The 14,201-nt window shown below is 70.9% G+C and carries 11 protein-coding genes and 1 pseudogene; 5 read left to right on the forward strand and 7 right to left on the reverse strand.

Annotation, left to right across the window (positions count from 1 at the left end; translation table 11 throughout):
- Nucleotides 1-128 precede the first annotated feature (128 nt).
- A complete protein-coding gene (locus ABZ656_RS01905; RefSeq protein ID WP_360263535.1) occupies nucleotides 129-2,774 on the forward strand; it encodes a glycosyl hydrolase in 2,646 nt (881 codons plus the stop codon).
- Between the two features lie 47 nt (nucleotides 2,775-2,821).
- On the opposite strand, the gene ABZ656_RS01910 is transcribed toward ABZ656_RS01905, so the two are convergent.
- From ABZ656_RS01910 to ABZ656_RS01935, 6 genes and pseudogenes are all read right to left on the reverse strand, one after another.
- Nucleotides 2,822-3,166, reverse strand: coding sequence for an acetyl-CoA synthetase (locus tag ABZ656_RS01910; protein ID WP_360263538.1), 345 nt, complete (start codon nucleotides 3,164-3,166; stop codon nucleotides 2,822-2,824).
- Nucleotides 3,167-3,469: 303 nt separating this feature from the next.
- Nucleotides 3,470-4,093, reverse strand: coding sequence for an SDR family oxidoreductase (locus ABZ656_RS01915; protein ID WP_101401960.1), 624 nt, complete (start codon nucleotides 4,091-4,093; stop codon nucleotides 3,470-3,472).
- A 19-nt stretch (nucleotides 4,094-4,112) separates the two neighbouring features.
- Nucleotides 4,113-4,388: pseudogene (locus ABZ656_RS01920) on the reverse strand (winged helix-turn-helix domain-containing protein); the annotation flags it as partial.
- A gap of 58 nt (nucleotides 4,389-4,446) precedes the next feature.
- Nucleotides 4,447-5,409: an SDR family NAD(P)-dependent oxidoreductase gene (locus ABZ656_RS01925; protein WP_360263542.1), complete on the reverse strand. Its 963-nt coding sequence runs from the start codon at nucleotides 5,407-5,409 to the stop codon at nucleotides 4,447-4,449.
- A gap of 115 nt (nucleotides 5,410-5,524) precedes the next feature.
- The gene (locus ABZ656_RS01930) at nucleotides 5,525-6,343 is read right to left on the reverse strand and encodes an SDR family oxidoreductase (RefSeq protein ID WP_360263545.1); all 819 of its coding nucleotides are present in this window, start codon (nucleotides 6,341-6,343) and stop codon (nucleotides 5,525-5,527) included.
- Complete coding sequence (locus ABZ656_RS01935) at nucleotides 6,340-7,929, reverse strand: long-chain fatty acid--CoA ligase (protein WP_360263548.1); 1,590 nt, start codon at nucleotides 7,927-7,929, stop codon at nucleotides 6,340-6,342. The genes ABZ656_RS01930 and ABZ656_RS01935 overlap by 4 nt, the downstream gene beginning before the upstream one ends.
- A gap of 244 nt (nucleotides 7,930-8,173) precedes the next feature.
- Here ABZ656_RS01935 and ABZ656_RS01940 point away from each other — a divergent pair, with 244 nt between their 5' ends.
- The 3 genes from ABZ656_RS01940 to ABZ656_RS01950 all read left to right on the forward strand — a co-directional run bounded on the left by ABZ656_RS01940 (nucleotide 8,174) and on the right by ABZ656_RS01950 (nucleotide 11,228).
- Complete coding sequence (locus ABZ656_RS01940) at nucleotides 8,174-8,938, forward strand: enoyl-CoA hydratase-related protein (protein ID WP_180362380.1); 765 nt, start codon at nucleotides 8,174-8,176, stop codon at nucleotides 8,936-8,938.
- 75 nt (nucleotides 8,939-9,013) lie between these two features.
- Nucleotides 9,014-10,072: an alcohol dehydrogenase catalytic domain-containing protein gene (locus ABZ656_RS01945; RefSeq protein WP_360263551.1), complete on the forward strand. Its 1,059-nt coding sequence runs from the start codon at nucleotides 9,014-9,016 to the stop codon at nucleotides 10,070-10,072.
- Nucleotide 10,073: 1 nt separating this feature from the next.
- On the forward strand, nucleotides 10,074-11,228 hold the full coding sequence (locus ABZ656_RS01950; protein ID WP_360263554.1) for an acyl-CoA dehydrogenase family protein: 1,155 nt from the start codon (nucleotides 10,074-10,076) through the stop codon (nucleotides 11,226-11,228).
- A 41-nt stretch (nucleotides 11,229-11,269) separates the two neighbouring features.
- Here ABZ656_RS01950 and ABZ656_RS01955 read toward each other — a convergent pair whose 3' ends face one another.
- A complete protein-coding gene (locus ABZ656_RS01955; RefSeq protein WP_101401953.1) occupies nucleotides 11,270-11,977 on the reverse strand; it encodes a TetR/AcrR family transcriptional regulator in 708 nt (235 codons plus the stop codon).
- Nucleotides 11,978-12,174: 197 nt separating this feature from the next.
- On the opposite strand from ABZ656_RS01955, the gene ABZ656_RS01960 reads away from it, so the two are divergent.
- Nucleotides 12,175-14,172: a dehydrogenase E1 component subunit alpha/beta gene (locus ABZ656_RS01960; protein ID WP_360263557.1), complete on the forward strand. Its 1,998-nt coding sequence runs from the start codon at nucleotides 12,175-12,177 to the stop codon at nucleotides 14,170-14,172.
- The last annotated feature ends 29 nt before the right edge of the window (nucleotides 14,173-14,201 follow it).

The raw sequence follows: 14,201 nt of genomic DNA on the forward strand, positions 1-14,201 counted from the left end.
CCGCGCGCCGCACAACACCTAGATCGTGGCAGGTTCCGGACAAGAGTTGGGCAAGCCCCGGGACGCTCACCCGTCCCTCGTGGTCCTGTCTGTCCCAAGGCTGTGTCAACGCCGTTTGGGAGGACCAGGTGTCAGTACCCACCCGCAAGAGACGATGGCTCACGATCTGTGCCGTCACCGCGTCAGCCGCGCTCGTCGCTCTACCCGCCGGCGCCGCGCCCGGCCCGGACGGAGGCCGGCCCTTCGGGGCTCGCACGCTCGCCCAACTCGCCGCAGCCCGGGCACAGTCGACGGGCGGCATCACCCCGAAGGTGACGGCGCAGGACTCCGACGGCGGCAACGAGTCCGACGAGATAGCCGAGGGGGCCGACCAGTACGCCGAGGCCCGCACCTCACCGGGCGTCGTCACGCCGGGCGCCTACGGCGCGGCCTGGACCGGTCTGAACAACCTTCCTTCCAGTGGCGGGAGTTGGCGCAACGTCACCGATCTGCCGTACAACTCCGACGACCCGCGCTACCGCGACTTCGACTCCAACTCCAGCGGCGGTTCAGGCAACGTCACCGGCCGCCTGGCGGCGATGGCCGCCGACGACGACGGGTACGTCTACGCGGGCAGCGCGGGCGGCGGCGTATGGCGCTCCCGGTCCGGCGGCGGACACTGGGAGCCCGTCAGCGACCGGCTGTCCTCGCAGTCCACCGGCGCGCTGGCCCTGGACGGGTCCGGGCGGCTGTGGCTGGGCACCGGTGAGGCGAACACCAACGCGGACGCATACCTCGGCAGCGGGGTGTACGTTCTGACCGACGCACACCACGGCACGTTCTCCGCGCGCAGCCGGGTCGGCGGCGACGAGCTGGAGAGCACCACCATCCACCAGCTGCGCTTCGGCGGCGGGAAGGTGTGGGCGGCGACCAGCGAGGGCGTGTGGAGCCACTCCACCAAGACGCTGGGCGGCGCCTGGAAGCTGGAGTTCGCCCCCAACCCCGACTACCTCCCCGGTGGTTCACTGGCGAGCGACCCCTCCGCCCCGTACAAGAACCTCGCCAACGACATCGCGATCGACCCGAAGGACCCCTCCAAGGTGGTCCTCGCGGTCGGCTGGCGCAGTGGTGACGACTACAACGGCTTCTACACCAAGGTGCGGGGCACCTGGACGCGGATCACCAGTGGTCTGGGCGATCTGCCGTCCGACGCGGACAACGTCGGCAACGTCACCTTCGCCCGGTCCGCCGACGGCTCGCGGTACTACGCCATCGACCAGTCGCCGGAACAGCTGAACAGCAACCCGGACAGCGGTCTCGAGGGTATCTACGTCGCCAAGTCCGGCTCTCCCTTCGGTCCTTGGACGAAGATCGCCGACTACAAGCAGCTCGCCGCCGACGGCTCGGCCCTCACCTCCAGCGGCTATATGCCCGGCGTACAGGCCTGGTACAACCAGTTCCTGACCGTCGATCCGGCCAACGCGCAGCACGTGTACGCGGGCCTGGAGGAGGTCTACGAGACCAAGGACGGCGGCGGCACCTGGTCCACCGTCGGCCCGTACTGGAACTTCGGCTTCCCCTGCTGGAGCATCGACCCCGCCAAGCAGACCGGCGACTGCAACGCCACGACCCACTCCGACCAGCACGGGGTCGCCATCGGCCGCTACCACGGCAGGAGTTACGTGTACGTCGGCAACGACGGCGGAGCCTACCGGCGGCCGCTCGACGGCGCCCAGGACTCCTCCGGCCACGCCACCGACTGGACGTCCCTGAACGACGGCACGATCGACACGCTCCAGTACTACTCGGTGGGCATCGGCAAGGACCTCGCCCACGGCGGCCTCTCGGTCACCGGCGGCCTGCAGGACAACGGCCAGTCCGTCCTTCGCAGCGACGACAAGGTGATGGGCTCCGACTTCGGCGGTGACGGCGGAGACACACTCGCCGACCCGGCCAACGGCTGCGACATCGCCGAGGAGTACGTCTACCTGGCCGTGCAGATCACCCAGAACTGCGCCGTCAACGACGGTTCCTGGGTCAACGACGCGAGCAAGGTCACCTCGTACAACGTCGCCCCGGCCGACAACGCCACCAGTGAGGCCCGTTTCATCGCCCCGCTCGCCGCCGACATGAAGAACAGTTCGACGTGGATCGCGGGCGGCCGGCACGTGTGGGTGCAGACGCACGGCTACGCCATCCGCAGCGGCTCCGAGTGGACCAGCCTGTACGACCTCGGCGCGGGCCGCACCGCGACCGCCGTCGCCGCGTCGGGCGGCAAGGTGTACGCGGCGTGGTGCGGCCCCTGCAACAACCAGGGTTTCGCGCGCGGCATCTCCGTCGGCAACGAGGACGGCACGGGCTGGCACGACGTGGCACTGCCGGTGGACGCGACCGTGCCCAACCGCTACCTCAGCGGCTTCGCCGTCGATCCGAAGAACGCCGACCACGTGTACCTGGAGGTCAACGGCTTCTCCCGGCACTGGACCGAGGGCCCCGGCGCGGGCGTGGGCCATGTATTCGAGTCCAAGGACGGCGGCACCACCTGGACCGACATCTCCGCGAACCTTCCCGACGTGCCGACCAACTCCGCGGTCGTCACCGCCAACGGGGGCCTCGCCGTCGCCACCGACCTCGGCGTGGTCTACCGCGCCCCGGGCCGTACGGCATGGCAGCGCGTCGGCCGGCTCCCGGCGGTCGCCGTGCTCCAGCTGAAGCTGAGCCCGGACGGCGGCACGCTGTACGCGGCCACCCACGGCCGCGGCATCTACACGATCAAGGTGCGCGACTGCGGCTGACCCGCAGGCATGACGGAGGGGTGAACCCGCCGCCGCAAGCGACGGGTTCACCCCTCCTTCGCATACGGGACCACACTCACCCGGAGCGTGAACGCGGTGCGCGCCGCGCCCGCCACGTCCGGAGCCTTCGCCGTCACCGTGATCCCGGCCGCCCCGCCTCGTACGCTCGCGCAGCGCAAGGTGGCACGGCCGGTCCCGTCGGCGTCGACGCGCCATCCGGAGACCAGCACCGCTGCGGGCGCCGCACTCCGGACGGCCGTCCAGCGCCGGTCATCCGCGCGCGGCCGCAGGGTGAGCGAGACCACCGTTCCGGTCCGTACGCACAACCGCCGTTCGACCGCGTCCCCGGGCGAGACGGTGACTTCCACCCGCCCGGCGGAGCAACTGGCCACCGGGGCGGCGGATCCGGGGCCCGACGCGGACGGTACCCCTCGCCCCGGCTCCGCCGAACCGCTCGTAGAAGCACTGGCGGAGGCAGTCGCGGAGGCACTCGTGGGTCCGGGCGACGGTCCCCGGCCGGTGCCTGCCGATCCACCGCACGCCGCGAGCAGCACCACTCCGGCGACCGCCGTCCAACCGGCCCACCACCGCATCGCGCGCCTCCACCCGTCCGCCCGTATCCCGACGAGCACCAGCATGCCCGCCTCCCGGGAACCGTGCGGCGTGAGCGCCGAACCGGCGTGCTCGCGTCCGCCTCAGTCGCCGCGCACGGCGGCGACCACACCACCGTCCACGAGGATGTCGATGCCGTTCAGGAAACCGGCGTCGTCCGAGAGCATGAAGGCGACGACACCGGCGACATCCTCGGACCGGCCCGTCCGGCCCAGCGGTGTCGCGTCGATGAGCCGCTGCATGGAGGCGTGGGTCGCCGCCTCCTGCCGGCCCTGCGGGGTGTCGATGATGCCCGGCGAGAGGGAGCACGCCCGGGCTCCCATCGGTCCGAGGCGTACGGCCTCCTTCCGCGCGAAGCGGTGCACGCCGTGCTTGGCCCACGGGTATGCCATGGCGGTGTTCTCGATGGCCGGCCCGAGGGCGTCGTGGATCTTGTCGAGGAAGTCCGGGTCGAGCGGGTCGTCCAGGATCGCGGCGACGGCCGGATCGGGGTCGATACGCGCGAGCAGCGGGGACATCGAGGCGAAGTAGACCATCGCCGTTCCGGCGGTGGCCAGCGGGCGGAGCGTCTCGGCGAGCAACGCGGTCCCGACGAGGTCGACCTCGAAGATGCGCCACCAGTCCGCCATGGTGGGCGAGATGCCGGCGGCGTGCGCGACGGCCCGGAGCGTGCCCAGTTCCGCGACCCGCTCGGCGAGCCGGGCCATGCCCTCGCGGTCGGTGACATCAAGGGCGAACGGTTCGGCGACGGCTCTGAGGCCCGAGTCGGCCCTCCTGGTCCACCTTCTGGCGAAGCCGGGAGACGAGCTTCTCGATCGCGGGGTTGGCGCGGTACTCCCCCCCCCAGACGTACCGGCTGATCTGCTCCTTCGACAGGACGTGTTCCGCGTTGGCCATCAGATGGCCCAGGAGCCGGTACTCGGCGGGTGTGAGACCGAGCGGCCTGGCTCCGCGCCGCGCCTGGCAGGTGGCGTCGTCGAGGACCAGGTCGCCGTGGCGCGGCATCCCCTCGTGCCGCCCGGGGTTCCGGGCGCGCAGCTGCTTGCCTAACTCAAGCAATCTATTCGGCGAACTGGTGCTTGAGGAACGAACCGGACCACGACATCAGGTCGGACGGCACGGAGTAGCCGGTCTCGTCGTTGATGGCGTCCCAGTTCTCGGCGATGTCCTCGACAGTGGCCGGACCACCCTGGCCGCCGCCCTGACCGCTCCGACCGCCTTGGTACAGATAGCCCTCGGTCGAGGCGATGAAGAGCCGCGCGAAGCGGTCGGCTCCGGCCGTGTAGATCTCCCCGCTCACCGGACAGCCCTCATGGGCGAGGAACGCCACGATGGGCGACACGGCCTCCGACGGCATGGACGGCACGGGCGGCCCGTCGGCGGCGGCCCGGCCCTCGGCGACCGGCGCGTCACCTCCGGCCATCCGGGTCTGCGCCGCCGGCGCGATCAGATTGACCTTGATCCCGTGCTGCTCACCGGCCAGCTTCGCGCTGCGGGCCAGTCCGACCACACCGGCCTTCGCCGCCGCGTACGACAGGTTGTTGTCGAGGCCGAACAGGCCGCTCGAGGTCGTCAGTACGACTCGGCCGTAGCGCTGCTCGACGAAGTGCGGCCAGGCGGCCCGCATCGTGTTGAACGAGCCGATGAGGTGCACGGCGAGATGGCGTTCGAGGTTCTCGAGGTCGACCTCCGGCAGGCCGCCCCACCTGATGATCCCGGCGTTGTTGACCAGGATGTCGATACGGCCGTAGCGATCGACAGCGGCGTCGACGATCGCCTGGCCGCCCGCCTGCGTGGACACGTCGCTGATGTCGGCCACGGCGTCTCCGCCGGCCGCGACGATCTCCTCGGCGACCGACTGCGCGGGCCCCTTGTCGACGCCCTCCCCCTCCATCGACCCGCCGAGGTCGTTGACGACGACTTTCGCCCCTCGCTCCGCCAGCAGGCGGGCATGGGCCCGGCCGATGCCGCGCCCCGCGCCGGTGACGACCGCGACGCGTCCTTCGAAGCTGAACTCGCTCATGGGTGACTCCTGTCGTACTGCGTTGTCGCTGCGGGTCTCGACTGCCCGCACACTTTAAACCGACCGGTCGTTACATACAATGGATCCGTCGGGGCCGCCCCGTCCGCGAAGCCGCTCACCAGGCGGTCCAGCCGCCGTCCACCGTGAGCGTGGTCCCTGTGACGAAACGGGAGGCGTCCGAGGCGAGGAACACCGCCGCGCCGCCGAGCTCCTCGGCACCGCCCACCCGGCCCATGGGAGTGCCGCGCACGATCCGCTCGCCCCAGCGGCTGTCCAGGAGCCCGGAGCTGAGGTCGGTGTGGAAGTAGCCCGGCGCGAGGGCGTTGACGCGCACCCCGCAGTCGGCCCATTCGACGGCCAGCGACTTGGTGAGCGCCTCGACCCCGCCCTTGCTCGCGGCGTAGGCGGCGATCCGCTCGAACCCGGCGCTCGCGTGCACCGAGGAGACGTTGACGATCGAGCCGGAGCGCTGCTCCAGCATCACCTTGCCCGCCTCGCGGCAGCAGTAGAAGGTGCCTTGGAGGTTGACGTCCAGTACCTGGCGCCAGTCCTCGTCGATGGTCCGCTCGCTGCGGGTGAAGTGGGGGCTGATTCCGGCGCAGTTGATCACCGCGTCCAGTCGGCCCGACCAGGCGTGGATCCGTTCCACCATGGTGCGGACGGCGGCGGAGTCGTCGACGGATCCGGGCAGCACCAGCACCTTGCCGCCGTGTTCGGCGCGTTCGGCCTCCAGCCGCTCCAGGTCGGACGCCGTCCGTGCCGTCACCGCCACGGTCGCACCGGCTTGGGACAGGGCGACGGCCATCGCGCGGCCGAGCCCCTTTCCTGCCCCCGTCACCCACGCGGTCCGCCCGTCCAGACGCAGTTCACTGTTCACGTCGGTGTTCCCGTCGGTGTTCCCGTCGGTGTTCACATCGGTGTCCCCGTCGGTCATCGCTCGCCTCCCGTCGAGATGTCGCGCAGGGTCCGCTTGAGGACCTTGCCCGAGGGCGTACGGGGCAGTTCGTCGACGATGTCGAAGCGGGTCGGCACCTTGAACTTGGCCAGGCGTGCCCGGCAGAACTCCCGCAGTTCCTCGGTCCCGGTGCTCGCTCCCGGCCGGAACACCACGAACGCCCTCGGGACCTCGCCCCAGCGGGGATGCGACAGACCGACGACAGCGGCCTCCAGCACGGCGGGGTGCTCGTACAGGACCCGTTCGACCTCCGGGGTGGCGATGTTCTCGCCGCCGGAGACGATCATGTCCTTCTTCCTGTCGTCGATGAACAGGAAGCCGTCCTCGTCGACGTGCCCGATGTCGCCTGTGTGGAACCAGCCGTCACGCAGGGCCGCGGCCGTGGCCTTCTCGTCGCGCCAGTACCCCGCGAAGACCTTCGGGCCGCGCAGCGTGATCTCACCGAGTTCGCCCGCCGCAACCTCCTTGCCGGTGTCGTCGACGATCCTGACGCGGGTGTGCGGCACGGGCCGCCCGACCGAGCCCAGTTTGGACAGCGCGTGCTCACGGTCGAGGAACGTGTCGCCCGAGACCGTCTCGGTCAGTCCGTAGGCATCGGCGAACCAGGCGTTCGGGAACGCGGTCGTGATCCGTCGCAGCACGGGCTCCGGGGTCTTCTCCCCGCCGCCCAGGACGAAGCGGACCGAGGTCGTGTCGTACGACTCGCGGTCGGGGACCTCCAGGACCGCGTTGACCATGGCGGGCGCCAGCCACACGTTGGTGACGCGGTGCTCCTGGATCGCGCGGAGCGCGCCCCGCGCGTCGAACCTGCGCTGGAGGACGACGCCGCCGCCCGCGTACAGGGTCGCAAGGGCGGGCATGTCCAGGCCGCCGACGTGGTAGAGCGGCCCGCATACCAGCGTGGTGTCCACCGCGGTCAGACCGAAGTGGACGATGTGGGCCAGGTTCTTGGCCTGCAGGTTTCCGTACGTGACGCACACGCCCTTGGGGCGCGATGTGGTGCCGGAGGTGTACATCAGCCGCTGGAGGTCATCGAGGCCGACGTCCACCGGCTCCATGCGGGCACCCGGGTGCCGGGCGAGCAGATCTTCGTAGCCGGTCCAGCCGCTCCTGGGACCGTCGCCGGCCAGGATCCGGTGCTCCAGGTCCGTCAGACAGCCGGCGCTCCGCTCCACCGCGGAGGCGAACTCCGGTTCGGTGACGATCGCCTTGGCCTGGGCGTGGCCCAGGATGTACTGCCACTCCTCATCCGACAGCCGGTAGTTCAGGGGCAGGAAGACCGCGCCCAGGCGGTTGGTCGCATAGACCAGTTCCAGGAACTCCGGCCGGTTGTAGAGCAGCAGGCCGACGACGTCGCCGCGTCCGATCCCCAGTTCGGCCAGCCCGGCGGCCAGCCGGTTGACCCGCTCATGGAATTGACGCACCGTCAGACTCTGTTCGTCCTGCGCGACGACGACGGCGTCGGGCCGCTGGGCCAGGTGGTAATCGAGGATGCTCGCGAAATTGTGCACGGGACTCTCTCGCTGGGTCGTGTTCGACGTCGAACGCTGCCTGCCGCGGCTCACGCGGTCACTGTGCGATGCGCGATATGCGATGTGGGGTGTGCGGAATTCTCGTTCTGCGCGGAGGGAAAGCGAGGGCAGGCCGGAATCCGACCGGTCGGTTGCCCACCCTCAAGATTTAGTGTACCCATTGGTCTATAAAACTTGTGCGCCGCACTTTACGACGGCGCGTGCGCCTCGACAACCATCCGCGCGCTCGCGATGTCGCTTCCGCCAGACGAGGAGTGCCTCTGTGCCACGCATCCGAATGGACATCGACGGCCCCGTCGTCACGGTCCGTCTCGACAACCCGCCGCTGAACGCCTTCGACTCGGCCCTGCGGGCGGAGCTCTCCGCCTGTGCGCGCGAGCTGGCCGACGCCCGGGACGTACGGGCCGTGGTGCTCCACGGGGGCGAGCGGCTCTTCGCCGCCGGGGCGGACATCAAGGCCCTGGCCGCGATGGGGCCCGAGGAGGTGCGGGGCTGGAACCGCGCGTTGCAGCGGACCTTCGACGAGGTGGCCCGGCTGCCGATGCCGGTCGTCGCGGCGCTGACCGGGTACGCGCTCGGCGGCGGGATGGAGCTGGCCCTCGCGGCCGACTACCGGGTGGCCGCCGACGACGCCGTCCTCGGCCAGCCGGAGGTGCAGCTCGGCATCATGCCGGGATCGGGCGGCACCCAGCGGCTGACCCGGCTGATCGGGCCGTCGCGGGCGAAGAACCTGCTGATGACCGGCCGCCGGGTGGCCGCCGACGAGGCGCTGCGCCTGGGACTCGTGGACGAGGTCGTCCCCGCCGGGTCGGCGCTCGACACCGCCCTGAGCTACGCCCGTCGGCTCGCCGAGGGGCCGGCCGCGGCCCTGGAGGCGATCAAGGAGTCGGTGGACCACGGCGCCGACATCGGCATCTCCGCCGGGCTCGCCCTGGAACGGTCCCTGTTCACGGGCGTCTTCGGCACGACGGACGCCACGACGGGGATCCGCTCCTTCCTGGACCACGGTCCCGGACAGGCACGCTTCGGCAGCGCCCCGTGAGGGGCGCGGGGAACTGCGCGCCCGGCCACGACAGCGCAGCAGCCAATTACGGCGATCAAGAAAGGGGTGGCGAACATGGAGGCACTGCGCTGGCACGGCGCACGGGACCTACGCCTCGAGGAGGTCCCCGAGCCGCCCGAGCCAGGTCCCCACGAGGCGGTCGTGGACGTGTCCTGGTGCGGCGTCTGCGGCACCGACCTGCACGAGTTCCTCGCAGGCCCGCACATGATCCGCGAGGGCCCGCATCCCCTCACCGGCGCTCGGCCACCGCTCGCCCTCGGCCATGAACTGAGCGGAACGGTGGTCGCGTTGGGCGCGGAGGCGCCCGGCATCGGGATCGGCGACCGGGTGACCGCCGACCCCTGCTGGCGATGCGGCGTCTGCTACTGGTGCACCCGTGGCGAGTACCACCTGTGCCCGAAGGGCGGCTCGGTGGGTCTCGCCTCGCCGGGGGCCTTCGCCGAGCGCGTCACCGTACCGCTCGCCGGGCTGACGCGTCTTCCGGACAACGTGAGCGACGAGATGGCGGCGGTGGCCGAGCCCCTGGCGGTCGGACTGCACGCGGTCACCCGGGCCGGGGTGCGTCCGGGAGACAACGTCCTGGTCGTGGGCGGCGGCCCCATCGGCTTCGCCGTGGCCCTCGCCGCACGTCTGGCGGGCGCGGCCGGGCTCTATGTCAGCGAGCCGGTCGAGGAACGCCGGGAGAGGCTCCTCGAACTCGGCGTCACCGAGGCCTTCGACCCGCGCGAGAGCGACGTACGCCGTGAGGTGTTCCTGCGGACCGGGCGCATCGGGCCGGACGCCGTCATCGACGCGACCGGGGTGCCGCACCTCGCGGCGCAGGCCGTCGCGACCGTCCGGCGCGGCGGCCGGGTCGTGCTCGCCGGTGTCGGTCACGGCAGCGTCGAGTTCGACATGGGACAGCTCGTCTTCTACGAGCGTGCCGTGCTCGGCACTCTCGGCTACACCTTCGACATCCCCCGCGTGATCGATCTGATGAGCACCGGGCGCCTGGACGCCTCGGCACTGATCACCGGGCGTTTTCCGCTGTCGGAAGGAGCCGGGGTCTTCGAGGACCTGGCCGCCGGCCGCGCCCGGCACCTCAAGGTGCTGCTGACCCCGAAGGGACTGTGAGATGGATTTCGACCTGTCTGAGGAGACTCGGGCCCTGCAGGACATGGTCCGCGAGTTCGCAGCCAAGGAGATCACCCCGCACGCGGCCGAGTGGTCGGAGAACGAGCACTTCCCGGCCCAGGTCTTCACCAAGCTCGGTGAACTCGGCCTGATGGGCATGCTCGTGCCCGAGGAGTACGACGGCGCCGGCTCCGACACGGTCTCGTACGTGGCGGTGATGGAGGAACTCGGCGCCGCCGACCAGTCGGTCGCCTCCTCCTGGAACGCGCACTCCACCATCGCCTCCCTGCCGCTCCTGGCCTACGGCACCGAGGAGCAGAAGCGGCGCTGGCTGGCGCCGCTGGCCAGGGGCGAGGCGATAGGGGCCTTCGGACTGACCGAGCCGGACGCCGGTTCCGACGCGGCCGGCATCGCCACCACCGCGCGGCGGGCGGACGGCGGCTGGGTGATCAACGGCACCAAGATGTTCATCACCAACGCCGGGACCGAGATCAGCCAGGGTGTCACGCTGCTGGCCGTGACGGGCCGGGACGACGACGGACGCAAGCGGTACGCGACCTTCTACGTCCCCACCGGCACGCCCGGCTACGCCTGCGGCCACAAGCTGAAGAAGCTCGGCTGGCACGCCATGGACACCCGGGAGCTGGTCTTCACCGACTGCTGGATCCCCGAAGACCATCTGATCGGCGAGGAGGGCGGCGGGCTGCGCCAGTTCCTGTCCGTACTGGACAAGGGCCGGATCAGCGTCGCCGCGCTGGGTCTCTCGCTCACCAAGGCGGCGCTGGCGCTGGCCGTCAAACACGCCACGGAACGCCACCAGTTCGGCCGCCCGCTCTCGGCCTTCCAGGCGGTCGCGCACAAGATCGCCGACATCGGCACCGAGTTCGAGGCCGCCCGCTGGATGGTCTACCGCGCCGCCTGGCTCGCCGACCAGGGCCGCCCGCACAGTACGGAGGCCGCCATGGCGAAGCTGTACGCCTCCGAGGTCGCCAACCGCGCGGCCTCCGCGTCGGTGCAGATCCACGGCGGCTACGGCTACGTGAGGGAGTCGGAGATCTCCCGGTTCTACGCCGACGCGAAGATCCTGGAGATCGGCGAGGGCACGAACGAGATCCAGCGCAACGTCATCGCCAGAGCGTTGGTGAAGCAGGCGTGAGGAGGCATCCCGCGGTGCGCCGTGGCGCACCGCGGGTCCGGTCAGCCGCCGACAGCGGCCGGCTGCCACTCCGCCTCGGGGTCGAGCGGCAGGTCGGGGCGGTCGCGCTTGAACGCGGCGGCCCGCTCCTCCACGTCCGGCAGGGCGTTGTCGGACGCGCCGAAACCGCGGAACAGGGTCGCGCAGTACTCACGCGACAGGAACGCGGCGTCCCACTGCCCCTCCGGGCGCACCCATTGGTAGGTGTGGTTGTGCAGGTTGAGGAACTGCAGGGTCGCCAGGCGCGGTTGGAGCGCACGGAAGATGCCCTGGTCGACCGCCTCCGCGAGCAGGCCGGAGACGAGGTGCTCGAAGTCGGAGCGCTGGCCCAGCAGGGTCTCCAGCTCGTCGCCGCTGAGACTGCGGTAGTCGTGCTCGTAGACCCAGATGTGGTCGAGCCTGCGGAAGATGATCGTCAGCAGCGACTCGGACAGCAGCCGCAGCCGCAGCAGGGGATCCTCGTCGAGTTCCGCGATCTGCCGCGCTCGCGACAGCAGCGGCCGCATCACCCGCGACTGGATCTCGATGAGCAGGTTCTCCTTGGAGCCGATGTAGTAGTACAGGGCTCCCTTGGCGAGCCCGACCGCGCGGCCCAGGTCGTTGATGGAGGTCGCCGCGTAGCCCTGTTCGGCGAACAGGGAGGCCGCGATGTCGATGATCTTCTGGCGTCTGACTTCGAAGCCCGGCCCATGACCCGGTGGTCGTGGCATTGATTCACTCCCCGCCTGATGTGACGACGTGTCTCGACCGAGACCAACCCGGCGTCCGCTCCAGACGGCCGTCGGCGCACCTGGGGGGAAGCGGACTCCGGGACGCCGCTCCAGTTTGCTAGACCAAACGGTACATTAAAAGACGGACCCGGGCGGCGCGCAAGCGCGCCGTCTGCGCGAGCATTGCGAGGACGCGCATGACCGAGGCACCGCAGCACACCGGCACCACTCCCGCGCACGCGGAGCAGCTCCTGGAAATGTACCGTCGGATGCGCCGGATCCGACGGTTCGAGGAGCGGGCCTCCGACCTGTACAAGGCGACGGAGATTCCCGGCTTCCTGCATCTGTCGATCGGACAGGAGGCCAGTGCTGTCGGCGCCTGCTGGCCCCTCGGCGCACGCGACGGCATCACCTCCACCCACCGCGGCCACGGCCACGTGCTGGCCAAGGGGCTGGACTCCGCGTCGATGATGGCCGAGCTGATGGGCAAGGACGCCGGGACCTGCCGCGGCCGCGGCGGTTCGATGCACATCGCGGACCCGGGCCTCGGCATCTACGGCGCCAACGGCATCGTCGGCGCCGGACTGCCCATCGCCACCGGGGTGGCGACCGCGGCCAAGCTGCGCGCCGCGGGTGACGTGGTGGTGGCGTTCTTCGGCGACGGGGCGGTCGCCCAGGGCATGTTCCACGAGGCCGTCAACCTGGCCGCCGTATGGGACCTGCCGGTCGTCTTCCTCTGCGAGAACAACCACTACTCCGAGTTCTCGCCCGCCGCCGACCAGCACCGCGCCCCGCTCTCCGCCCGCGCCGCCGGGTACGGCATCGCGTACGAGCACGTCGACGGCAACGACGTCGTCGCCGTGGCGCGCACCATGACCGAGGTCGTACGGCGGCTGCGCGAGGGCGGCGGCCCGGTCCTGGTGGAGGCCGAGACGTACCGCTGGCACGGCCACTACGAGGGCGACCCCGAGCGCTACCGCTCCCCCGAGGAGGTCGCCGCCGCCAAGGAACGCGACCCGCTGCTGGTGGCGCGCCTGCGCCTGGAGACGGCCGGCGTCGCGGCAGCGCTCGCCGACGCCGTCGACGAGGAGATCGACAAGGAGATCGAGGCGGCTGTGGAGTGGGCGCGCGGTCTGCCGGAGCCCGCACCCGAAACGCTGTACGACTTCGTGTCGGCCCCGCGCCCCGCCCTGCCCGAGCCGGCCCCGCTTCCGGCCGAGGCCGAGATCTTCCGCTCCATGGACGCCGTGCGCCTCGCCCTGGAACACGAACTCGCCGCGGATCCCGCCGTGTTCGTCGCCGGGATCGATGTCGGCGCCGGTGGCAACGTCTTCGGCCTCACCCGGGGCCTGGCCGGGGCCTTCCCCGGCCGGGTCCGTGACACCCCGATCAGTGAGAGCGCCATCCTGGGTACGGCGGTGGGTGCGGCCATGGCGGGCATGAAGCCGGTCGTGGAGATCATGTACATGGACTTCATCGGCGTCTGCCTCGACATGCTGCTCAACCAGGCCGCCAAGCTGCGCTTCATGACGGGCGGCCGGGCCTCCATGCCGCTCGTGGTGCGCACCCAGTTCGGTGCCGGACGCTCCTCCGGCAGTCAGCACTCGCAGAGCCTGGAGGCCATCCTCGCCCACATACCGGGGCTGACCGTGGTGATGCCCTCCAACCCGGCGGACACCTACGGCCTGCTGCGGGCCGCCATCCAGGACCCCAACCCGGTCGTCTTCGTGGAGAACCGCCTGCAGTACGGCCTCAAGGGCCCCCGGCCGCCGGTGGAGCACCTGATCCCCCTGGGCAAGGCCAAGGTGGTCCGGGAGGGCACCGACATCACCCTGGTCTCCTGGTCCCGGATGGTCCAGGACTGTCTGGCCGCCGCGGAGCTGCTCGCCGCCGAGGGCATCAGTGTCGAGGTCGTCGACCTGCGGACGATCGCCCCGTTGGACCGGGAGACCGTCCTCGCCTCCCTCGCGAAGACCAACCGCCTGGTCATCGCGCACGAGGCGGTACGGGACTTCGGCGTCGGCGCCGAGCTGTCCGCCCTCGCCGTCGACGAGGGGTTCTGGCACCTGGACGCGCCCGTCACCCGGGTCGCGCCGCCCTCCGTACCGGCGCCGTACGCGCCCTCTCTGGAACGGACCTGGCTTCCCTCACGGGACACGATCGCGGAGACGCTGCGCAGGATCGCCGCGGTCTGAGCAGGGCTACGACGGGAAGGGCCCCCGGG

The sequence above is a fragment of the Streptomyces sp. NPDC007095 genome (assembly GCF_040634475.1).
GTDB lineage: Bacteria > Actinomycetota > Actinomycetes > Streptomycetales > Streptomycetaceae > Streptomyces.